Genomic DNA, 22,322 nt, shown 5'->3' on the forward strand with positions numbered 1-22,322 from the left:
CATCTTTGTCCCCTAACTTTCGGCGAGTCCCCCCAGACTTTTTGAGAAGCTTCCACCATTCCTGACAATGGGAGAGCGCAAAACCTTCCTGTTGTCCAGGTTGAGCTAGAATTAAGCCAAAATCCTGATAATCCCTCTGGTTATGAATGGACACAAAGCGAGGGACCCGATACCCAGATTATTGAAGGTGCGTTAGGTGAAGTACGGGTGACGGTTCAAGAGCGATCGCTTATGAGTTACGCAATAGCTAGTTTACGGTGGATAACAGGGATTTATCAGCGTTAAATATTCATTATGATATTTTTGTTTCTAAACCCCGTTCCTTTGCCAAATTATCATTCTGTCTATGGATAAAATCTATCGATACAAATTAATTAAATTAGCGATCGCCATGCCCCTAGTATTTAGTATTGCCCTGGTACTAAATATTCAAGCGAGCTTAAGTTTTTTTGGACCCTTATTTGTCTTTGTTGTTATTTGGCTTTTTCCAGATCCCATTGAATTGAAAAGGTTTGTCGTCCAGAAAATGCTCTTAGTTATGGCAGTTGTGTCTATTTTTGCTGCATTTATTGCCAGCTTTTCTTATATCAACAGTGTCATTATTTTCTTATTTATTTTACTAACAGGATGGGGGATTAAAATTTGGATACCAGTTGCAGTAAATCTGGGTTTAACTCCCATAGGAATCTTCACTGCAATGGCGGTTCTTCGCTCATCTGCACCTTATACCACCGTTGTTTATATGATGATATTAATATCAGTAGGTGTTGTATCAGGGCTATTGGTTGATAGTTTTTTTTGGCCAGTATATAGTAGCAGAGTTATAGAAAAACAAGTAAGTCAACTCTTTCTTACTTTAGAAACTTTAAGTCAATCTGCTTTTAGTTTTGAGCGAGATGATTCAATTTATAATACTCAAATTTTGCAAATTGAGAAACAAATACAAGCCATTAGTAAAGCTTTTAAAATCGCTATCATGACTCATAGTTTATCGTCAACAGAACAACAGAAGTGGGAGCAATTGATAGGGCTACAAAAGAAAATTTTTTTACATCTACGGGAATTAACAGATTTAACCCACAACAATAAAAATAATCCTCTATTAAATAGAATAAGACCTGAGATTTCTCTCTTAAATAATACTCTAAGTGAAACATTTTTAACATTGGCACAGGTAACTTTAAATCCTCCTGAAAATCTGTTATTACCTAACCCTAATATTGATCTTCAAAGATGGCAACGTAGCTTAACTGAAATGAGAGAAGATAGAGAAACTCAATCTTTTGATTTAATTAGCCGTCTCAATGTAGCATTAATTGAATATAGTTTAGAAAGTTTAGTTAAAATCATCTCTGAAAGTATCGCCTTAGTAGAAGATTCTTCTACTGAAATTATGATTAATCAGTCCCTTGATAACCAAAAAAATCAACCAATAACTAATAACTAAAATAGTTATGAATAGCAATATATATATTATAAAACTTGCCCTTGGTGCAGCCCTTGCTTTTGCAATTGGTAATGCAGTTCACACCAGAAATATGAACTATGTTCTCTATGGTTCTATTCTCTGTATTCATCCCATTGCAGGAGATACTATCAGTTATGTATTAGATAAGTTGAAATCTGCTTTATTAGGTACATCATTCGGCATGATTGTTACTGTTGCTTTCCAGGGCGATTCTATTATTAGCTTACCTATAGGAGTTATTACCTTAATCACAGCAGGATACTGGTTTAATTTACCCAAGCGTTTATTATCTTTTGCGGTTATTGTTACTATAATAGCCCTAAGTGGATCTTACAGTAATGAACCCTTTGAATATATCGGCTTAAGATTTTGGAACATTTTTCTTGGTGCTATTGTAGGAATTATTGTTAATATTGCTTTCTGGCCTAATCGAGATGTAGAAAAAATCGATCCTGCGTTGGGTAAAATTATAGCAAGTATTGGGCAACTCTATCAGGAAATAATCGATGATTATAAACAAGGAAAGTTGATAGAAAATATTCAAATTCGTAGGCAATTAATTAATGATATAACCAAGCAACTAAATGCTATTGAATCTTTAATAGTAAATGCTGGAAGTGAAATTTTCTTACCTTTTGTAGATGAAGTATCATATCAGCGTCGAAAGAGTCTAATTATTTATATTAAATCGCTTTTTCGTTTGGTGTTAAATTTAGGACTTAATTTAGAAGGAGGAGACAAAGATAATCTTCATTGGCGCATACAAACAGAACTGGATAACTTGATTACAGCGACTAACTTGACTTTTGAAACTGTGAGTCAAAACATCATCCCTTCATCTTCTTTACTATTAGAAACTCCTCTAGATAACTTATCAGAATTAAATCAAGCTATAAGCAATCGCCTAACAGAGATTTCTGAGGAGGATATTATCTCATCTACTATTAATCCTAGGGAAATTAAACGAATGTCTGCTACTATTTATGGACTGAGAGCGATCGCATCACAGTTGCAAGAATTTACCAAAAGTTCTATCCTAAGCTTTTAGTAAATGGCAGCAAATACATCATTATTATTTATCTTCATTTAAAGCTCGTTCAAAACCATAAATAATTAAAGCGGCTAAAATAGCTAACCAAAACCATAACCGAGGTGGTTCACTTAAAACTGCAATTCCTAAAACAATGAATCCTGCGATTGTCCACCACTTAAACCACCATTTGATTCCCATGTTTCCCCTTTTATTAAAAATAAATGAATTAGATATTGCAGTTCATCTTGCCATCGCTACCAATTTATCATAGTTAACCTAGAAGAGCTAATTTTTCTATGATATACTCAGGAGTATTAATTAATTTAGTGTCTAAAAAATAAGTATTGTTAAGCAAAATACCAAAATGTTCAAAAGCTTAAGCTAATTAACCGTTACCAGTTTAATTGGTGTCATTTAACAGGAGAATTTTCAAAATGACCAGAACAATCGTTGTTGGTGGTGGTTTTGTCGGACTTTTTACAGTTTTACATCTTTACCATCACAAATATCCCCAATCCCTGTTTTTCATAGATAATAAAGATCATTTTGTCTTTAACCCTTTGTTATTTGAATTAATGACAGGAGAAATGACACCTGATCAAGTTTGTCCCCTGTATCGGGAATTATTAAAAGGAAGTCCCATTACTTTTTTAGAAGATAAAGTGACTCAAATCGATTTACTAGAAAAAAAAGTTTATCTAGCTTCTGATATCCACTACGATTATGACAATTTAGTTCTCGCATTAGGAAAAAAAGCAGGATTTTTTAAAGTTGAAGGCGCACAAGACTATGCATTTCCTTTTAAAACAAAAGAAGATGCTGAAACCTTACGTCAACATTTACAGCAATGTCTTAAGAAAGCAAGTCAAACGGAGGATAAAACTACCCGTAAAACCTTATTAACTTTTGCCATTGTGGGAGGGGGACCAACTGGAATTGAAATGGCAGGAACGTTAGGAGATTTATTGGCAAATTGGTATCAAAAACTGGAGCAATCTGCTCAAGAAATCCGTATTTTAATTATTAATCATCCCCAGGAATTGTTACAAGGAGATATCAATGTTCACTTACGAGAAGCGGTTAGTCAAGCGTTTGCTAAATCTTCTATTTCTATCGAATTAATTTTAGGGGCATCTGTCACTAAAGTTACCCCTGATAGGGTAACCTATCAACAGAATGGGCAAACTGTAACCATTGAGACTAACACTACTATTTGGTCTGCTGGAACCGCTACTAACCCTCTGATTGAAAACTTGGCTATCTCTCCTGAAAACCGCAGTAAAAACGGCTCATTAAAGGTCTTACCTACCTTACAATTACCCGAATTTCCTGAAGTGTTTGCAGCCGGGGATTGTACTATGTTATCCTCAGATCCTCTTCCGGCAACGGCTCAAGTTGCCTACCAACAGGGACAAGCGATCGCCCACAATCTCAACGCTATGATCAAAGGACATTCTCTTACCCCTGCTCAAGTAAAATTACGGGGATCTATGATGAAATTAGGCATTGAGAAAAGTGTTGCTAATATATTTGATCGCTTTGAAGTAACAGGCCATTCAGGACACCTCATTCGAGAGGGAACTTATTTACAATTACTTCCCACCCCTATCCATGATTTTAAGGTAACAACTAATTGGATTGTTGATGAACTTTTTCATCGTCACAGTCAATAGCATTTTTGCACAAATAAACCTAATTTTGTTTTATATAAAATAGTAATATATGGAAAGTTTCTATCAAATATTAGCTATAATTGCAGCCTTTACTTTTATTTATAGTCTTGTTGCAGGAAGGTTGGAATCAACTTCTATTTCCGATGCAATGATATATGTAGTCTTTGGGTTTTTATCGGGACCCAATGGGCTAAACATCTTACCATTAGATATTGAATCCGAAGGCATTCGCTTACTAGCAGAATTAACCCTTGCTTTAGTCCTTTTTTCAGATGCCTCTGGTGCTGATTTAAAGGTACTTAAAAGTAGCTTGAGTTTACCATCTCGATTACTGTTAATCGGACTTCCTGTTACGATTATTTTTGGAGTTGGTGTAGGTAAATTGTTATTTCCTAATGTAAGTTGGCTGGAAGTGGGAATTTTAGCTACCATGCTTGCACCGACAGATGCGGCGTTGGGAAAAGCTGTAGTTAGTAACACAAAAGTTCCTGCTCAAATTCGAGAAGTTTTAAACGTTGAAAGTGGCTTAAACGATGGCATTTGTGTACCTATTTTATTCGTTTTATTAGCAGTTGCAATTCCTGAAAATATGGAAAGTGGTATATCTGAGCTTGTAGTGCATTTATTTGTAGAAGAAATTGGTATTGGTGCTTTGGTAGGAGGAAGTATTGCTGTCTTTGGCGCACAATTAGGCAGTTTTGCTCTTAAAAAAAATTGGCTATCAGAGACATTGCGACAAATTTCTCTTCCTGCGATCGCATTTACTTGTTTCGCCACGGCACAAAGTTTAGGAGGAAGTGGGTTTATTGCTTCCTTTGTTGGTGGACTTTTCTTTGGCAGCATAGTTAAAGTTTATAAGCATGAAATGCTAGAAGTTTCTGAGGGAATTGGTAATGGGATGTCTTTAATAACTTGGGTTGCTTTTGGAGTAACTGCTGTGGGGAAATATATGGGAGAACTTACTTTGCCAATTATCTTATATTCGATTTTAAGTTTAACAATAGTGCGGATTTTACCTGTCTTCTTATGTCTATTTGATATTAATTTAGATATCGAGAGTAAACTGTTTATGGGTTGGTTTGGTCCAAGGGGACTGGCAAGTATTGTCTTTGCCGTAATTGTCCTTAATAGTAATTTACCGAGTGGTAATATCTTAACAACCACAGTTACTTGTACTGTTCTTTTAAGCATCATCGCACATGGAATAACAGCCAATCCTTGGGCGAATCGTTACCGCCAAAACGGCGTAAACGAAACTTAACTAATTGTCAGATATTTAATGATATCTGACAATTTTTTATTGAAAAGCCGTGACTATTATTAGTTTCAAAATTAATAACTGCTAACTGTTAAATAACCCGTTCATTGCCCCCATCTAAAGGAACTTGTGCTGCCGTTGTTTTCTCAAATAAGCGATCGCACATATTAGCAGCCAACTCAGCTACATCATGACTGGTAACTTCCACTGTTAAAACATTATTTGTCTTATATTCTTCCACCGTTAAACCATAATTTTTTGCCCGAGTTTCTAGCACCTCATCAGTCCAAATAGCCGTATCAAAAACCCCGTTAGGATGAATAGAATTAATACGAATCTTATCCTTACCCCATTCCAAAGCAGCCACACGGGTTAATTGATTTAAAGCCGCCTTAGCCGCAGAATAAGCCGCCACCCCAGGCCCCGGTGCTGGTACATTTTTCGAGCCGATAACCACCATTCTACCGCCCTTGGGAGCCATTTTTAAAAAGGGGTGAACCTCTCGCATTAACACTAAATTAGCATCCAGATTAATACCCATAATACGTCGCCATTGTTCCGTCCCTAGGGCAGAAATGGGGCTACTAGCAGGGAAAATGCCAGCATTGAGGATCACCATATCAATACCCCCAAAACGTCTTACAGCCGTTTCTAAGGCTTGCTGAATAGCCGTTTCATCCGTGAGATCACAGATAAGGCCACAGAAGTTGAGACCCTTGTGTAAATCTGCGATCGCCTGATTAATATCTAACCCCACCACAGCAGCCCCTCGCTTCAGCAGAGACTCCACGCAAGCTTTACCAATACCGGAAGCTGCCCCAGTTACTAGGGCAACTTCTCCCGTAAAAGCAGGAGTTTGCCCTCCCTTAGCCAGTTTTGCTTGTTCCAGTTCCCAGTATTCCACATCAAAGATATCCTGAGAAGGTAACGCTTGATACCCTCCCAACAATGTCCCCCGTTGGATAATATCGATGGTATGGTCATAAATATCAGCAACGATCGCAGCCGCCTTGGCATTTTTACCGATGGCAACCAGTCCTAACTCTGGGTCTAAAATAACTCTCGGCGCAGGATCAACCATGTTTTTATCGTCCTTGGCCTGGTCTAAATGGGTTTTAAAGTAGCTTTCATACTCTTTCACATACCCCTGTACATCCCTTCCTACTAAGGGGGTACGTTTGGTGCGAATAACGTGATCTGGTGTAGCCGGTCCTTGTTGAGAAATAGTTGCAATGTCCTCTCGTTGAGCAAAAGCGAGGGTTTTCTCCGTTTGGTGTAGGGAAAGAATGACAGGAAAACCAGCCGCAACCGACACTTGATAACGCAGTTGGGCTAAGGTTTCCCCTAAAGACATTTTGGGGTTATTTACCGCTTTTTGAGGGATATTCCAAGCCTGATGACGTTTTAGATAGTCTTCCGCTTCCCCGGCTAACTGAATCATTCGTTGATAAGATTCTTTCGCCGTGTCCCCAAAGGAAAAAATACCATGATTCATCAACACCATGCCAATGGTATTATCACCCTTTTGCTTCTCGAATTCTTCTGCACAGAGACGAGCAAGATCAAATCCTGGCATAATGTAGGGGATAATTACCAGGCGATCGCCGTATATCTCTTCTATACGCTGTCTTCCTTCAGGCGTGTTGGTAATGGTAACTACCGCATCAGCATGGGTGTGATCCACATATTTGTAGGGTAGGATAGCATGGAGTATGGTTTCCACAGACGGAGAGGGAGCATTTGCACGAATCATCTGGGTTTTCAACTCATTAACCATCTGAGAGTCTGACAAGCTACTGAGTTGGGCTAATTTCAACAAATGAGGCATTCTTACCCCAGAGAACCCCCCTTCTTCTATGGTTGCTAAGTCCCAACCACTGCCTTTAACGTAGAGTATATTTTCTTCTTCCCCAACAATATTATTCTGTCGTATTTTTACCGATGTATTCCCACCACCGTGCAACACTAAAGATGGATTTTGTCCCAATAATCTAGAAGTGTAAACTCTCAGGGCTAAATCTGTTTTATATTTAGCTGCATCTTGGTCATTCCACAAACTTTTCATCAGCAAATTACTTAAGCATCAAATGTGTTTTCTTCCCTACTTTATAACAATCTAAGCTAAAAAAACACCCAAGATTGACCGATGATATTATTTTGGACTATGTATAGTCATTGAAAACTCAAAAATAATTTTCAACTCAATTACTGCGATTAATTCTTGAGAGTTTTTTAACAAAAAAATACTTATTAATCATAGTATTGTGAATCTTTCCTGACTCCTAACTCCTAACTCCCGACTCCAAAGGAGCGATAAAAAATTCCAGTCTCATTAAAAAAATAGCAAAAATCAAAACAATTCGGACTTCATCAGTGTAGAAACTGCTATGATAAGAAAAACTACCAATCTTACTTGAATGATGCTGAGATTATGGAAAAACTTGTTGACTATTAGCGCAATTTTAGCTGCTGATGTTGTGCTAACATCCAATAGCGTGACCCTCGCTCAATACCAGTCTCGCTCTTCGTCTTATTGTGAAAGCTATGCCAGAGATTTCGCCGATCGCTATGCTAAAGGTGGATTCTTTCGAGGAGGAGCCAGAGGAGCCGCCGGTGGAGCCGCCATAGGAGCTATCATTGATGGGGGAAGGGGTGCTGGTACAGGCGCAGCCATTGGTTCCATTGTCGGTATCATTGGTGGTAGTTCCCGTCGCGCCTCTGACTACGATGGCTTATATCGTCAGGCGTTTGATGATTGTATGCGAGGCGCACCATTAAGATAACTATTAATTTTAATAATAAAAAATGAGGAGTCATGATGAAATTCACTAACAAACTGTTAGCTATAGTCTTACTGTCAACTATTACTATTCCTGTGTCCAATCTATTAAGTCTTGCTCAGGACACATCAGAAAATACGAAAGTAGAATTAGAGAAAATTAGTTGCCGAGAATTATTAAAAATGCCAGGGAAAGATCGGGAATTAACCTTAGTATTTTTTCACGGGTTAATGGTGGCTAGAAATAATCAAACAATCGTTGACAGAATTGCTTTGCGAGAGGCTACAGATAAAATTACCGACTATTGCATAGATAACCCTGATGTTACTCTGATGAATGCATTTGACCAATATCTTTAATAATGATAAGAATCTACTGTCTGGATGCTATCACTGTAGTGTTGGTGTGCAGACACTTTTTTATAACTTTTAAAAATCAAATTAATTGTATTTATAAACTATACCATGATAAATCAATCTGAACTTCAAAATGAACCCACCTGGTTAACCATTATTCGCTTACTAAGATGGGATAAACCAGCAGGAAGATTAATCTTAATGATACCTGCATTATGGGCTATTTTTCTCGCATCCAGAGGACTTCCTCCCTTACCTTTAATTGGAGTTATAATCTTAGGAACTTTAGCTACCAGTGCGGCTGGATGTGTTATTAATGATCTCTGGGATAGAGATATTGATCCTCAAGTGGAAAGGACAAAAAAACGCCCCCTAGCAGAGCGATCGCTATCTATTAGAGTCGGTATTATCATCGCTTTTATTGCTCTTTTCTGCGCTGCGATACTAGCATTTTATCTCAATAAATTAACCTTTTGGTTATGCGTTGCCGCTGTACCTTTCATTGTCTGTTATCCTCTAGCAAAACGAGTTTTTCCCATTCCTCAACTAGTATTATCTTTAGCATGGGGTTTTGCAGTATTAATTAGTTGGACTGCGGTGACAGGAGAACTAGAGAATTACACCTGGGTATTATGGGGAATAACCGTTTTTTGGACATTAGGTTTTGACACAGTTTATGCGATGGCAGATCGAGAAGATGATCAGAAAATAGGGGTAAATTCTAGTGCTTTATTCTTCGGAAAATACGCAGGGGAAGCAGTAGGAATCTTCTTTGCCATCACCGCAGGTTTGTGGGCATATTTAGCAGTAATTATGCACCTGAATATAGTATTTTGGGTAACCTGGGCAATTTCTTTATTGGGTTGGATGATACAATATGTTCGTTTAAGTTCCCCTGAAATTCCCCGCGAAACCTATGGTCAAGTATTCAGTCAAAATGTTATTTTAGGCTTTATCTTATTAGTAGGAATTATCGTTAATATCCTATTATAAACTTTAAATTTGGCCAAGATATGATTAATTCCCAAGAAATTTACGATTTATTAATAGATTATGGTCAAAGCAATATTCCCATTGAAGAGATTATTATCGGTTTAACCTGGACAATGTGTAAAGCGGAAGGAATAGGCTTGTGTATGAGTCCAGCTATACCTACCCGCACCCTATCTTGGTCTGGAACACTGGTAGATAAACCCATACAGGAATTATCATCATGGTTGCGATCATGGGACCCTTATCAAGCAACCGTAGCCATGGCTGCCATCAACGCGGTGATTAATCCTCACTCGCCCCTCTTAGAACAAGCCATTGCTCTTCCCATTGCCACATCAGCCAACCTATCTGTATTTGAGTATTTTCTCCCCCAACTGAAAGGGAAGCAAGTTTCAGTCATTGGTCGCTATCCAGGGTTAAAACAGTACGAGAAAGAAATGAAAATCAATGTTATCGAACTTAACCCCATCCCTGGAGACTTCCCTGCAACCGCATCAGAATATTTACTGCCTGAGTCCGAATGGGTATTTCTAACCGCTACCTCCATCCCCAAAAAAACTTTCCCCCGTCTTGTAGAACTGTCCAGAAATGCTACTGTAGTCTTGATGGGACCAACTCTTCCTTGGTTAAGAGAATTTGCTGATTTTGGTATCAATTATTTAGCTGGTATTAGTGTTAGTAATTCTACCGCCTTAAAACAAACTATTGCTGAGGGAGGTGGAGTAAGAATCTTTGAAACAGGAGTCCAATACCACCTATTGCCCTTGATGCAAGGTACTTTAGTAAAATAACTGTACAATCCGAGAAGCTAGACAAGAAGAAAAATTACCTTCATTTAGTATTTAATAGCTTTACAGAAAAATTTATAATTTAATACATCTTTAAAATACTTCCTGATTTTGTTCCGTAGTATTAAGTAGAATTTCTGGAGAAGGGCTTTTCAAGAATAGTATAAATGCCGTTGTGTGCCGTATCCCCTTTCTTTTACCCTAAACATAGTCAATCACCCACCAACAACAGTAAAGTAGTGCATATTTGCTATGTATACTCCCGTCAAAGAAAATGTCAAACTCGAAACCCTAAACTTGTTTCGAGAGTATCAAAAAAACCCCAGAACTAAACTCAGGAACCAAATATTAGAATTGAATTTTGGTTTAGTTCGTAGAGAAGCACATCATTGGCTTCACCAGTGTCCAGAAAGCTATGAAGATTTAGTCCAAGTTGGTAGTTTAGGTTTAATTCGTGCTATCGAACGATTCAGTATTGAAAAAGGTCATGCATTCAGTTCCTTTGCTGTTCCTTATATTAGAGGAGAAATTCAACATTATTTACGAGATAAAAAATATACAGTTCGTATTCCCAGACGTTGGCTAGAATTGGGCAGACAATCTATCCATGTGCGTCAAGAATTTAGGGAAAAATTTAATCGTCAACCAACAGATTCAGAAATTGCTCAGGTCTTAGAAATTTCCTTAAAAGAATGGCAAGAGATAAAACTTGCTTTTCAAAATAGAGAGCCTGTTAGTTTAGATGTTAAAGTTAATAACAATGGAGAAGGACAAACAAGCTTAGGAGAATTAGTTCCAGATGCTAACTATCGAAGTTTTCAACTAGCACAAGAAGATCAAATTCGTCTTCAACAAGCACTAGGACAGCTAGAAGACAAAACGAGAAATATACTCGAATTTGTTTTTCTTAAAGATCTAACTCAAAGGGAAACAGCCGAGCAATTAGGTATTAGCGTTGTAACCGTTTCTCGCCGTATAAAAAAAGGATTAGAAGTGCTTAAGAATAATATGAATAAAGAGTTATGTTAATCATTAATTATAGAATTTATTGTATGAGACGGGTCTGTGATCTTGATCAATCAATCAAAAATAAAATTATGACAAAATAGTACTGCTTGGATAATTTAAGTTAATTAAAGGGCTTGTGTCAATGGCTGATGTTGATCAGGAAAAAACAAAAACACCATCTTCTCTAACTACCTTTTCCATGACACAGGGAACTTCTGATCGACCCCCTGTTTGTTTCCAAAACTTTGCCACCACTCAACAGGCAACTTTGTTTCAACAATTAAAAAACAATCAATTTAGTGGTAAAATTTCCTGCCAAACATCCGAGATAGGAGAGACTAATATTTATTGGTATTTAGGGAGAATTATTTATGTAACAGGAGGAACTCATCCCGTAAGAAGATGGAGAAGAACTGTCTTACAAATTTGCCCAAAATTAAAAGCGGTGGGATTTCAGTCCCTTGCCATTCAAAAGGATATTTTTGCCGCTCTTCGCCAAAATCATCCCATTAGTTGGGACTACAATGTATTATGTAGTTGGTTTAAACAACAAAAAATTAACCGCACACAACTATTAGAGATCATTGGTAGTATGGTTATTGAAGTTTTATTTGATCTCATGCAAGCTGGTGAGGTAACTTGTCACTTTGATACTGAGAAAAAATTTTCTTCTCCTCCAATTTTATTTGATCCAGAGCAAAGCGTTATTGCTACCTGGAAATCTTGGCAAAACTGGTACCGTTCTACACTAGGTAATCATTCTCCCAATGAGGCACCTATAATTAAGAGTGTAGAAGAGTTAAAGAAACGAACTTCACCACAAACTTATCAGGTTTTAACCCAAAATATCGATGGAAACCGTAGTTTACGGGATTTATCAGTTCATTTCGACCAAAATTTGTCACGCTTGGTCTCATCTTTAGCACTATATGTTCAACTAAGACTGATAGATTTGATCGAAATCGAAGACTTACCCCAACCTCTAGCTTTACCTAAAGACAAATCTCCCACTCAAAACCAGAAGAAATTGGTTGCTTGTCTAGATCAAAATCTCCGCAGTTGTCAGCTAATGAACAATATTGTTACAGAGAAAGGTTATCAATTTTTAGGTATTAATGATCATAATAAAGTAATCCCATTCTGCGTTGTCCATAAACCTGATTTAATTTTTGTTGATTTGGATATGTTAGGTATGGATAGTTGGAGAATTTGTCGTCAATTAAGGAATAAGCAAACAATACCCAAGACTCCCGTTATCGTTTTAGTAGGTAAGGAAGAAGTAATGGAATCTTTACAAAAAACAATTCTAGGATGTTCTGCCTTCATTAGTAAACCTTGGCATAAAGAGAAGGTATTAGACATAATCTCTGAACATTTACCCCAAGAAGCAACCGTCCAATAGTCAATTTCACTTATCTAGGTTACTTGTAAAACAAAGAAATAATTTAATGAAACATTCTTCCATTTTTCATGCTAAGGGTCTAAAAAACAAGGCTATACTTCCTTGAATTGAGGACAAACTTGAATCTATATCAAAAGAAATTGCTATAAAAAATTATTACTTAAATGACTTCAAAACTTACCAAAAGACAGTAAAATTGTAGTAAAAGTAGGCGACAATGATGTCCCAACCCAACTTCCCCGCCATTAAAACGAATCCTCTCCGCTTTAGCATTGACTGGAAAAAAGTAGGTCAGATTATGCTGAAGTATTTTTTGCCCATCAATCCTATGAGTACCCAACCCGATGACATGGGAAAGGATGGGAAAGATTTATTGATTCATTTAGATCATATTCAAACTAGCAATAATAGCAATACTTACTCAAAACACAGTCAAAATCCATCATCCCAAGGTAAATTCAGAGAATCTAAGCAAATAAATCTCAATGACTATTCATTAGAATTATTATTCAAACAAATCTGTGATCTCGATACAAACCTAAAATATAGACGAAAAGTTGCTATTGTTGGAGAATCAGGAACTGGTAAAAGTCTTTGTTTACAAACATTTGCCCATTGGATGCTTCAGGAAACAGATTATATTCCTATTTGGGTGTCTCCCGAACAACTAACAAACATCACCCTCAAAGACTACTTAACAGAAAAATGGCTGAGTCAATGCTCAAAACACTATGGTAAAAACCAGAAACTGTCCCAAGAATTCTGGCGAACATCCTTTGAGGCACTATTAAAAAGTGGTAAAGTGTGGCTGCTTGGGGATGGGATAGATCACTTATTGGCCAAATCCAGGGATAACTACAATGATTCTCCCCTCACTGTCTTTGTACGACAACAAGAGTCTTTAGGAAATTCCCATCTAATTCTAACTTGCCAAAATGTTACCTGGAAAATGCAAGGGCAAGCTTTAGATAACTTTGATATATATCAAGCGAAATCCTTATCAAATCTAAATGAAATTCAGCAATTTGTGGAAAAATGGTTGCATCCCCATACATCTAACCAAGAAAAATCTGGGTTTGAAAGCGATTTAGGGAAAAAATTGTTCAGTTGTTTAATTCAGCCAGAAAACAGACATCTTCAGACATGGTTAAAGAATCCTTTACGCTTGTCCTTATTATGCCGTTTTTGGCAAAGAAATCCTCAAAACTTACCAGCAACATCAGCAACTTTCTATCAAATTCTAGTAAGTGAATTCTATCAATGGCAAGCCGAAAATACCGATATCGCTCCCACCGAACAACAACCATTGAATCGATTTTTAACCCAATTAGCATTTAATCATCGAAACACAGTAGAATCTTTTGTCCCTATTTCTCAAAGGAAAATCGAAGATAATCAAGATTTACTATCTTTAAGTCTCCAACTTCACTGGTTAAGACCGGTAGGTGTAGTAAATGACCCAGAAGAACACAATCAGTATCGATTTGAGGATCAAACCTTTGAAGATTATTTTGCTGCTTTAGCCATTGAAAACTGGCAGTATTTTCTACAAAAAGAAACAACCTCTATCGAGATATTTAGCGACCAATGGCAACGAATATTACTATTTTGGTTAGGAAGAGAAGATATTTTACCAGCAGAAAAAGAAGCTTTAATAAAAGCTTTAGTTAGTTTTAAAGATGAGTGTTATGAAGAAAATTTTTATGGTTTTAGAGCTTATTTATTAGCAGCCACAGCTTTGTCAGAATTTCAAGACTGTTCTTTAAAAGACACTATCATAGAACAATTATTGACCTGGGCATTTAAAGAACAGGATTTAGAAAAATCACGTCGTTTTGTGGCTAGGGAAACTATCAATAAAGTTCATCGCCCTTTGGTGGTAACTCATTTGATTAATCATTATCAAAACAGCCCAAAGAAGTCGCAAAAAAAACAAAGATTAGACTTTCTAGAAAAATTTGGCAAAAAAAATCAACAAGCGATCGCTGCTTTAACCGAATTTCTGGAAAACACCCAAGAAAACGACCTTCGTTGGCAATTAGCAGAAACTTTAGGAACCATCGATCCTGGGAATTCTACAGCTATCACTTTAATTGTTCAGGGGTTAGAAACTGCCACTGACGAACAAGATTATCAAAAAGCTTTTTTAGCATTAGAAAAAATAGCTCAAGGACAAGGGCAGGGGGTTAAAGCTTTAGTTCGTTTACTACATCGTCAACCGAGTCCTAATCTGAGGAGAAGAACTTTTCAATGTTTAGAAATAATTGGTCGAGGAAATGCAACAGCTATTGCTATTTTAGTGCAGTTAATTCGCACAACCAATGACGAAACTATTAGACGACAAGCAGCAGAAAGCTTAGAAAAAATAGACCAAGGAAATCCCACAGCTATTGCTGTTTTAGTCAAATTGATGAAGACAACGACAAACGCAAGCATTCGTCAAGAAGTGGTTTATAGTTTAGGAGAAGTTTGTCTAGGAAATAATCAAGCGATCGCCGCCTTAGTGTCTCTTCTTGAAGAGAACGATGACATTTATCTTCGTTGGATGGCCATAAGTAGTTTAGGAAAGATTGGAATCCAAAATAAACAAACTATTGGTATTTTAGAAAAATTAATCCAACCCGATGAACCTTCATTGATTCGTAAAGAGGCATTAGATAGTTTAGGTAAAATTGATCCTAGTAATCCACTAATTGTTAAAGTATCTATGCAGTTGATGGAAGAAGTTTCGGAGGAAGAAACATATCGAGAAATTGCAGAAAATTTGGGCAAAATTAGTCCAAGTAATTCCGCTTGTATTAATGTCTTGAGTAGAAGCTTACAAACCTCAACAGATGAGTTTGTGCTGCGTCAGCTTGCGGTTAGTTTGGGTAAAGTCGATCCAGGAAACTTAGAGGCTTTAATGGTTTTGGTGAACCTCGTTCAGTCGACAAATGATCCAGATCTTCGTAGTTTAGCCGCAGAAAGTTTAGGAGAAATTGGTCAAGGAAATCCAGCCGCGATCGCCACACTAATTCGGGTATTAGAAACCAGTTCTCACAGAGAAAATTGTCGTTGCGCAACGAAAAGTTTGAGTAAAATCGCTGTAAATAATAAAGGAGCGATTGCCACTTTTCTGAGGATTTTGCCAACTATTAAGGATCAAGGCTTAGGAAAACAAATCGCCGAAGGGTTAATAAAGATTGTACCAGAAAAACAAATGGCTCAAGTGGTAAGTCAATTACGGGAACACCTAGTTAAGCAATCCTTACCCAAGGATTCTCCTTGTTATCAAGTCATGTGGCACTGCTCACAGCATTTACCTTATCACACTTTTAAGAAGGCCTGGCAGAAACGGAATTTACCCCAGGAACGCTCTTTAACTTCTCAAACTTCTCAAACTCCTGAAACCGAAACAACAAAAAACCTCCCACTGTTTGAAAAGTTACAACAACAAATAAAAAACACCCCAGAGTTAGGTTCTAGTCAAATAATTTGGATTGAGAGTTGTCGGTTTATTGATTCAGAAAACCCTGCTGTTGATATCTACGATCAAATGTTGGAACAAGATTGCCCTGTATTTGACCACGGTTTACCAGAAACCCTTTCTAAACTTCGTCTTTATTGGCATCTTTTACAGCAAAAATTGACTAAAAGCAATCTAATCCTACTTTTTTATGACCAGGAGAATTCGAGGTTATCTTCCCATCTTCTAGAGAGTTTAGCCAAGTTTAGAGGCATTGTTGCTGCCATAACTCAGCAGGAGTCATCGGAATTATCTGTCTTTTCTCCCGATGATCCCCAGCTAGATCAAACCCTGATAAACTGGCTCAAACAAAAGTTACAATAGACCTACATAATGTAAAGGCCCATTACCAGTCATCAACTCAATCAGTAAGCCCAAAAACCCTAACATTGCTAACCTTCCATTCCAAACCTCAGCAGCCGTGGTCATTCCCCACTGCCAACGTTCTTGGGGATACATTTTCATGTTTTTCTTGGGATGGGTAACAGAGTCAAAGGTAACAGGAGGTTCTTCTAGGGAATGGGTAACTAAGTCTGCTAAGGCATCGATGAACAGGGAATGGGTATTTAAGGCAGGAACCCTGAGAAAATTAGTGATTCCTGCCTCTTCAGCGACTTCGCGGTATTCTATATCAATTTCTTGTAGAGTTTCTATGTGTTCGGAAACAAAACTAATGGGAACTACCAAGATGTCTTTTACCCCCTGCTGCCCAAGCTCTTGCAACGCATCCTCTGTGTAGGGTTTTAGCCATTCCACAGGACCAACTCGGCTTTGATAAGCCAAAGTGTAGGGGTTAGGACGGTTTAAGGTTTCCATAATCAAACGGGTACAAGCTTCAATTTCTGCTTGATAAGGATCACCACCTTCCTCAACGTAGCTTTGAGGTACTCCGTGGGCGCTGAAAAATATATGAATGCGATCGGAGTTTGGGCATTTATCCAACTCTTGCGCAATCAAATCCGCCATCGCTTGTAGATAAAGAGGATGATCGTACCAAGAGGGGATTAAAGTATATTCAATTTGCCGTAACATCGGATCAGCCTTCCACATCTCCTCCAGTAAGCGAAAACTAGAACCACTGGTACTTATGGAAAATTGAGGATAAAGGGGCAGAATGACTAATTTACGCAGATGGTCGCGTTTGATACGATCAATGGCTTCTTCGGTGAAGGGATGCCAGTAGCGCATTCCAATATAAATATCAGCCTTTTGACCAGTCTCGGCTAATTTCTGTTCAAGGGCTTCTCCCTGAGCTTCTGTGATCTTCCTTAAAGGTGATCCCCCTCCAATTTGACGATAGTTCTCTTGGGATGTACTAACTCTAGCATTAGAAATGAACCAAGCTAAGGGTTTTTGTAGCCAAGGAAAAGGCAGTCTGATAATTTCTGGATCAGAAAATAGATTAAACAGGAAAGGGCGAACATCTTGTAATTGTTCTGGACCCCCTAAATTTAGTAATAATATCCCAACACGATCCATAATTCTATATAAATAGTTAACATTTTTTGATTCTTTAGATAAGTGTAACAATATTTGAACCGATAGTAACACTTTCCCCTTGAATAACCGATCTTCTTTTGTTCAAGACAACAAGCAAGAGGAAAAAAGGGGTCGCCTCTTGAACCTTCCCTCATAACTCTTGTCTACGAGGCAAAAGCCTAGGTAAAATTAGAACCAGATCAACGTTAGAGTACGGAGCATTAGGAGTGGTTATGGGACGAGTGCGACAAAAAGAATGCGATCGCTGTCATATCTTGTCTAAAGTATTGTATCGAGTACAGCTTGATTCATCCCAGCAGTGGTGGTTTATTTGTTTGCAGTGCTGGCAGCAAGTTTCTGATAATAATCCTTACTATGTTTATGGTGGAACTTGGAAAGCTCGGAAACGCCGTTGAAAATTAATATTAGGAACTTAAAATGAAAAAATCCTGCCAAAGCAGGACTTTAATCACGTTACATCATATACCTTTAGCAACCGAAAAGAAAAGTTCGATCTTGATCTTATTTAAGAAGCTACAAACTTGCTTTAACCGCCTGCAACTGCAGGAACGATACTCACTTCATCACCATCTTTTAAAGCGGTGTTGATATTATCCAAAAAGCGAATGTCCTCGCTGTTGACGTAAAAATTGAGGAAGCGACGGGGTGTTCCAGTCTCATCGCACAAACGTTCTTTGATACCAGGAAAGTTACTTTCTAAGGTTTCAATCAAGGTAGCAACATCATCCGCACTACATTCTAAGGTAGCTTGGTTTTTGGTGTGCTTTTGTAGAGGTGTGGGAATTAATACTTTGACAGCCATAGTTATCCAAAAATGAAGCAATTATTCGTGATGATGGCTAAAAATCGCCAAAAAAACAGCCGCCAAGGATACGATGGAGAAAACCTCGACGGCGCAAAGGGGAACTAAACTAGAACTTGTTGCCAGTCTAGGCGATCTAAGGTGCGAGAACGTTCTAATGCACGCTCAAAACTCTCTAGTTTAGGATCAATAAGTAAGGGTTGACCAATGTACTCTTGCACCGCTTCTTGGGTTTTTAGTCCGTTACCGGTGATGTAAATTACGGTGGTTTCTTCAGGGTCAATTTTTCCTGCTTCTACCAACTTCTTGAGAACTGCAACGGTGGTTCCGCCAGCAGTTTCGGTAAAAATGCCTTCTGTTTCGGCTAATAATTTAATGCCTTCGACAATCTCGGGATCGCTGACACTCTCAATATTCCCGTTGGTCTTACGAGCAATGTCTAAAGCGTAGTACCCGTCTGCAGGGTTCCCGATGGCAATAGATTTGGCGATGGTATTGGGTTTGACAGGGGTAACAAAGTCCCGCCCTTCTTTAAATGCAGTGGCAATGGGAGAACACCCTTCTGCTTGTGCGCCACTGAAACGGACTTGCTTATCTTCCACTAAACCAGTTTTGATGAATTCTTGGAAACCCTTGTAAATTTTGGTATAGAGGGAGCCAGAGGCTAAAGGTGCAACCACATGATCCGGCAATTTCCATCCTAACTGTTCTGCTACTTCAAAACCTAATGTTTTAGAACCTTCGGAGTAGTAAGGACGTAGATTGATATTGACAAAGCCCCAACCGTAGGTGTTACCTACTTCGCAACATAGACGGTTAACTTGGTCGTAGTTACCTTTAACTGCCATTAGAGTAGGGTTGTAAACTAAGGTTCCCAAAACTTTCCCTGCTTCTAAGTCTGAAGGAATAAACACACAACAATCTAAACCAGCGTGAGCAGCGATCGCCGCGGTAGAGTTGGCTAAGTTTCCGGTACTTGCACAAGAAACTGTAGTAAATCCTAATTCTTTTGCGCGAGTTAAGGCAACAGAAACCACCCTATCCTTAAAACTAAGGGTGGGCATATTCACTGCATCGTTTTTGATGTAAAGATTTTTTAGACCCAGGCGGCGAGCGAGACGGGTAGATTTAACCAGAGGAGTCATCCCTGTGCCAACATCGATTGGATTTTGGCTTTCTACGGGCAAAAATGCCTTATAACGCCAGATAGAGTTTGGCCCTGCTTCGATGGTGGTACGAGTTACTTGGTTACGAATGGCCTCGTAATCGTAGGCTACTTCTAGAGGGGAAAAGGTTTCTTCGCAAACATGGAGGGCTTTGAGGGGATATTTAACCCCACCTTCTTTGGAAACCAGGTGGGTGAAAGTAGGCGCAAAGCTTAGCGATGTTTGGGGTTGAGTTGCCTGGGTCATAGTTGGGTACTGAGTAACATTTCGTCAATCTTTTTGGATAGTAACACGGACAAAAACACCCGTCAAACAATCCCGACTAAAACAGTCGGGATTGTTTTGTAGAGTTGGTCAATAGGTAGTTTCGTTGACATCACAAGGGGTTAAACACTCTTGTTAAGATCCACGGCTCATCAATAATTCGTAGTGTTATATATTTAGTAAGCATTGAAGTTTTTTAATAGTATGAGGAGAAAGATTAATTTTGCGAGATAAAATAAACAATTTAATTTATCCGATTATCGCTATTACGATATCATTAATAATTGGAGCTATTTTGATTATTTTAATCGGCAAAAGTCCCCTGGAGGCATATAAAGTACTGTTTCAAGAATCCTTATTTAGTTATTATGGATTTGCTAATACTTTAACAAAAACTAGTCCTTTACTATTAGCGAGTTTAGGAATTTTAGTCGCTTTAAAAGGAGGACAGTTTAACATTGGTGGAGAAGGACAAATTTATTTAGGAGCATTAGGTAGCACTTTGGCAGGATTATTTATTAAAAATATTCCTAACTTGTTACACATTATTTTAGCGTTGATATTTGGATTTTTTAGTGGCTCGTTGTGGGGATTAATTCCTGGATATTTGAAGGCTTACAGAGGAATTAATGAAGTTATCACCACGTTATTGCTTAATTACATTGCTATTAATTTTATTAGTTATTTAGTCAATCATCCCTTAGCAGAACCCAATGCGCCTGGTGCTTATTCTCCCTTAATTGCAGAAGCAGCTAAATTGCCAGTTATTCTACCAAAAACATTAGCCCATGCTGGAATTTTTGTAGGAATTATCGCTATGATCGCGGTTGGTATATTACTACAAAAAACTATTATTGGCTATGAAATAGAAGTTGTTGGCTTAAATCCTAAAGCAGCAACTTATGGAGGAATTTCGGTCAGTAAAACTATTCTTTTGACTATGGCATTGTCAGGGGGACTATGTGGTTTAGCAGGAGCCACGGAAGTGATGGGATTAAAATACCGTTTGTTTGAAAACTTTTCCGCTGGCTATGGGTTTAATGCTGTTGCGATCGCCTTTTTAAGTCGAGGTAATGTTTTTGCTGTTTTGCTAACTTCCTTATTTTTTGGGGCTTTACTAAGTGGGGCGAATGTCATGCAAAGAAGTGCGGAAGTTCCCTTTACCATTATAACGGTAATTCAAGGACTAACCCTATTGTTCGTCGGTGTTAGTAGTCAAATTAAAAAAGAGTAATTATTAGATTAAAATTTATTTCCTGGGAAAAAACATGATCGATTTTGATAGAAAAGTCAATTTTGTGACAACAAAAATATAAACAAGAAAAAAAGCCTTTAAGAGTCTGGCCATGTTTCGACCTCAAAGGCTTACGTCTTTCGTTCTTACTCCTCACACACACTCCTATCTTGACGCAAGCCCAACAGATAAGTTTCCCCAGGGTGACGGTTTTTTAACTGTCATTATAAAAAAGGGGGTCACAGTAGTATAATCTGGGAACGGAATACTTACCATTTGGGTCAGTGAGGGAACTAGACCATGATTATTTCTATTACTGCTTTGAAAGGGGGCGTAGGCAAAACCACCACTTCAATTCACCTGGCAGCTTATTTACAAGAAAAAGCCCCTACCTTGCTTATCGATGCCGATCGCAACCGTTCTGCTCTAATTTGGTCTAAGGAGGATAAGCTACCGTTTCATGTGGCTTCCCAAGCTGGGTCAACCAGTATTATTCGGAAATATCCCCACATTATCGTTGATACCAGGGCGAGGCCGGAACCTGAAGAGTTTAAAGACCTTGCAGACGGTAGCGATTTGTTGATTGTTCCCACAACCCCCAACCATTTGGACTTAGACGCAACCTTTAAAGCAGTAGAACAACTGCAAGCCCTCAATGCTAACTTTAAAGTGCTGTTGACCAAAGTAGATGGGCGGGCTAAAAGCGGACAAGAGGCTAAAAAACGTTTGAGAGAAGCGGACTTACCTCGCTTTAAAACATCCATTCCTCTGTTAGTTGTTTTTGAAAAATCCTCTCAAAGGGGTGTTATTACCAGAGACTATCCCGATCCTCGCTCAAAAACAGCCTGGTCAGCTTACGAAGCAGTGGGGAAAGAGATTTTACCCTAAATATTATCAAGAAAGCTACAGTTTTATCGTGAGGTCTATGGGGTATTATCCGATGGACTCTCACGGTCAAAATAATTATACTTACAATAATTAAAAAACCACACATCTATACAAGTTACGAACATCCATAAGAACAGCTTAGGAGTACCATCTAGCCTGCATTATTCATGAGAGAATTAAGAACAAGCATGAAAGCCTTATGCA

At 38.2% G+C, this 22,322-nt stretch carries 19 protein-coding genes; 14 read left to right on the forward strand and 5 right to left on the reverse strand.

Annotated elements, in window-relative coordinates:
* Nucleotides 1-346 precede the first annotated feature (346 nt).
* The gene (locus P9B04_RS21425) at nucleotides 347-1,447 is read left to right on the forward strand and encodes a hypothetical protein (RefSeq protein ID WP_342056998.1); all 1,101 of its coding nucleotides are present in this window, start codon (nucleotides 347-349) and stop codon (nucleotides 1,445-1,447) included.
* 7 nt (nucleotides 1,448-1,454) lie between these two features.
* Nucleotides 1,455-2,516, forward strand: a complete 1,062-nt coding sequence (locus tag P9B04_RS21430; RefSeq protein WP_342056999.1) for an FUSC family protein — start codon at nucleotides 1,455-1,457, stop codon at nucleotides 2,514-2,516.
* 24 nt (nucleotides 2,517-2,540) lie between these two features.
* On the opposite strand, the gene P9B04_RS21435 is transcribed toward P9B04_RS21430, so the two are convergent.
* Nucleotides 2,541-2,699, reverse strand: coding sequence for a hypothetical protein (locus P9B04_RS21435; RefSeq protein ID WP_287138742.1), 159 nt, complete (start codon nucleotides 2,697-2,699; stop codon nucleotides 2,541-2,543).
* A gap of 236 nt (nucleotides 2,700-2,935) precedes the next feature.
* Between P9B04_RS21435 and P9B04_RS21440 the strand changes: the two genes are divergently transcribed.
* The gene (locus P9B04_RS21440; RefSeq protein ID WP_342057000.1) at nucleotides 2,936-4,174 is read left to right on the forward strand and encodes an NAD(P)/FAD-dependent oxidoreductase; all 1,239 of its coding nucleotides are present in this window, start codon (nucleotides 2,936-2,938) and stop codon (nucleotides 4,172-4,174) included.
* A gap of 49 nt (nucleotides 4,175-4,223) precedes the next feature.
* Nucleotides 4,224-5,435: a cation:proton antiporter gene (locus tag P9B04_RS21445; protein ID WP_342057001.1), complete on the forward strand. Its 1,212-nt coding sequence runs from the start codon at nucleotides 4,224-4,226 to the stop codon at nucleotides 5,433-5,435.
* A gap of 88 nt (nucleotides 5,436-5,523) precedes the next feature.
* Here P9B04_RS21445 and P9B04_RS21450 read toward each other — a convergent pair whose 3' ends face one another.
* Nucleotides 5,524-7,497 carry a bifunctional aldolase/short-chain dehydrogenase gene (locus P9B04_RS21450; RefSeq protein ID WP_342057002.1) on the reverse strand — a complete coding sequence of 658 codons (1,974 nt, stop codon included), beginning with the start codon at nucleotides 7,495-7,497 and terminating at the stop codon, nucleotides 5,524-5,526.
* A 379-nt stretch (nucleotides 7,498-7,876) separates the two neighbouring features.
* Here P9B04_RS21450 and P9B04_RS21455 point away from each other — a divergent pair, with 379 nt between their 5' ends.
* The 7 genes from P9B04_RS21455 (at nucleotide 7,877) to P9B04_RS21485 (ending at nucleotide 16,588) form a co-directional block, all read left to right on the forward strand.
* Nucleotides 7,877-8,215, forward strand: a complete 339-nt coding sequence (locus tag P9B04_RS21455) for a hypothetical protein (RefSeq protein ID WP_342057003.1) — start codon at nucleotides 7,877-7,879, stop codon at nucleotides 8,213-8,215.
* Between the two features lie 32 nt (nucleotides 8,216-8,247).
* On the forward strand, nucleotides 8,248-8,571 hold the full coding sequence (locus P9B04_RS21460) for an HdeA/HdeB family chaperone (RefSeq protein WP_342057004.1): 324 nt from the start codon (nucleotides 8,248-8,250) through the stop codon (nucleotides 8,569-8,571).
* Between the two features lie 105 nt (nucleotides 8,572-8,676).
* On the forward strand, nucleotides 8,677-9,561 hold the full coding sequence (locus P9B04_RS21465) for a 4-hydroxybenzoate solanesyltransferase (RefSeq protein ID WP_342057005.1): 885 nt from the start codon (nucleotides 8,677-8,679) through the stop codon (nucleotides 9,559-9,561).
* Between the two features lie 20 nt (nucleotides 9,562-9,581).
* On the forward strand, nucleotides 9,582-10,352 hold the full coding sequence (locus tag P9B04_RS21470; RefSeq protein WP_342057006.1) for a DUF364 domain-containing protein: 771 nt from the start codon (nucleotides 9,582-9,584) through the stop codon (nucleotides 10,350-10,352).
* Nucleotides 10,353-10,601: 249 nt separating this feature from the next.
* A complete protein-coding gene (locus P9B04_RS21475) occupies nucleotides 10,602-11,378 on the forward strand; it encodes an RNA polymerase sigma factor SigF (RefSeq protein WP_342057007.1) in 777 nt (258 codons plus the stop codon).
* A 121-nt stretch (nucleotides 11,379-11,499) separates the two neighbouring features.
* Nucleotides 11,500-12,759 (forward strand): response regulator, encoded by a 1,260-nt coding sequence (locus tag P9B04_RS21480; RefSeq protein ID WP_342057008.1) that lies wholly within the window; start codon nucleotides 11,500-11,502, stop codon nucleotides 12,757-12,759.
* Between the two features lie 217 nt (nucleotides 12,760-12,976).
* On the forward strand, nucleotides 12,977-16,588 hold the full coding sequence (locus P9B04_RS21485; protein ID WP_342057009.1) for an NACHT C-terminal alpha/beta 1 domain-containing protein: 3,612 nt from the start codon (nucleotides 12,977-12,979) through the stop codon (nucleotides 16,586-16,588).
* On the opposite strand, the gene hemH is transcribed toward P9B04_RS21485, so the two are convergent.
* A complete protein-coding gene (hemH, locus tag P9B04_RS21490; protein ID WP_342057010.1) occupies nucleotides 16,580-17,743 on the reverse strand; it encodes a ferrochelatase in 1,164 nt (387 codons plus the stop codon). The two genes, P9B04_RS21485 and hemH, sit on opposite strands and share 9 nt — an antisense overlap.
* A gap of 233 nt (nucleotides 17,744-17,976) precedes the next feature.
* On the opposite strand from hemH, the gene P9B04_RS21495 reads away from it, so the two are divergent.
* Complete coding sequence (locus P9B04_RS21495; RefSeq protein WP_342057011.1) at nucleotides 17,977-18,159, forward strand: hypothetical protein; 183 nt, start codon at nucleotides 17,977-17,979, stop codon at nucleotides 18,157-18,159.
* Nucleotides 18,160-18,290: 131 nt separating this feature from the next.
* On the opposite strand, the gene P9B04_RS21500 is transcribed toward P9B04_RS21495, so the two are convergent.
* A complete protein-coding gene (locus tag P9B04_RS21500; protein ID WP_342057012.1) occupies nucleotides 18,291-18,566 on the reverse strand; it encodes a MoaD/ThiS family protein in 276 nt (91 codons plus the stop codon).
* Between the two features lie 104 nt (nucleotides 18,567-18,670).
* Complete coding sequence (gene thrC, locus P9B04_RS21505; RefSeq protein ID WP_342057013.1) at nucleotides 18,671-19,978, reverse strand: threonine synthase; 1,308 nt, start codon at nucleotides 19,976-19,978, stop codon at nucleotides 18,671-18,673.
* A 241-nt stretch (nucleotides 19,979-20,219) separates the two neighbouring features.
* Here thrC and P9B04_RS21510 point away from each other — a divergent pair, with 241 nt between their 5' ends.
* Nucleotides 20,220-21,230: an ABC transporter permease gene (locus P9B04_RS21510; protein WP_342057014.1), complete on the forward strand. Its 1,011-nt coding sequence runs from the start codon at nucleotides 20,220-20,222 to the stop codon at nucleotides 21,228-21,230.
* A gap of 300 nt (nucleotides 21,231-21,530) precedes the next feature.
* Complete coding sequence (locus P9B04_RS21515) at nucleotides 21,531-22,118, forward strand: ParA family protein (RefSeq protein WP_342057015.1); 588 nt, start codon at nucleotides 21,531-21,533, stop codon at nucleotides 22,116-22,118.
* The last annotated feature ends 204 nt before the right edge of the window (nucleotides 22,119-22,322 follow it).

Origin of the sequence: Crocosphaera sp. Alani8 (assembly GCF_038442745.1) — a bacterium.
Classification (GTDB): Bacteria; Cyanobacteriota; Cyanobacteriia; order Cyanobacteriales; family Microcystaceae; genus Crocosphaera.

Coding starts and splice junctions, on each gene's coding strand:
- P9B04_RS21470 (WP_342057006.1), top strand. CDS start 9,582: ATGATTAATTCCCAAGAAATTTACGATTTATTAATAGATTATGGTCAA.
- P9B04_RS21500 (WP_342057012.1), bottom strand. CDS start 18,566: ATGGCTGTCAAAGTATTAATTCCCACACCTCTACAAAAGCACACCAAA.
- P9B04_RS21460 (WP_342057004.1), top strand. CDS start 8,248: ATGATGAAATTCACTAACAAACTGTTAGCTATAGTCTTACTGTCAACT.
- P9B04_RS21450 (WP_342057002.1), bottom strand. CDS start 7,497: ATGAAAAGTTTGTGGAATGACCAAGATGCAGCTAAATATAAAACAGAT.
- P9B04_RS21445 (WP_342057001.1), top strand. CDS start 4,224: ATGGAAAGTTTCTATCAAATATTAGCTATAATTGCAGCCTTTACTTTT.
- P9B04_RS21430 (WP_342056999.1), top strand. CDS start 1,455: ATGAATAGCAATATATATATTATAAAACTTGCCCTTGGTGCAGCCCTT.
- P9B04_RS21475 (WP_342057007.1), top strand. CDS start 10,602: ATGTATACTCCCGTCAAAGAAAATGTCAAACTCGAAACCCTAAACTTG.
- P9B04_RS21425 (WP_342056998.1), top strand. CDS start 347: ATGGATAAAATCTATCGATACAAATTAATTAAATTAGCGATCGCCATG.
- P9B04_RS21465 (WP_342057005.1), top strand. CDS start 8,677: ATGATAAATCAATCTGAACTTCAAAATGAACCCACCTGGTTAACCATT.
- thrC (WP_342057013.1), bottom strand. CDS start 19,978: ATGACCCAGGCAACTCAACCCCAAACATCGCTAAGCTTTGCGCCTACT.
- P9B04_RS21515 (WP_342057015.1), top strand. CDS start 21,531: ATGATTATTTCTATTACTGCTTTGAAAGGGGGCGTAGGCAAAACCACC.
- hemH (WP_342057010.1), bottom strand. CDS start 17,743: ATGGATCGTGTTGGGATATTATTACTAAATTTAGGGGGTCCAGAACAA.
- P9B04_RS21480 (WP_342057008.1), top strand. CDS start 11,500: ATGGCTGATGTTGATCAGGAAAAAACAAAAACACCATCTTCTCTAACT.
- P9B04_RS21495 (WP_342057011.1), top strand. CDS start 17,977: ATGGGACGAGTGCGACAAAAAGAATGCGATCGCTGTCATATCTTGTCT.
- P9B04_RS21440 (WP_342057000.1), top strand. CDS start 2,936: ATGACCAGAACAATCGTTGTTGGTGGTGGTTTTGTCGGACTTTTTACA.
- P9B04_RS21485 (WP_342057009.1), top strand. CDS start 12,977: ATGATGTCCCAACCCAACTTCCCCGCCATTAAAACGAATCCTCTCCGC.
- P9B04_RS21435 (WP_287138742.1), bottom strand. CDS start 2,699: ATGGGAATCAAATGGTGGTTTAAGTGGTGGACAATCGCAGGATTCATT.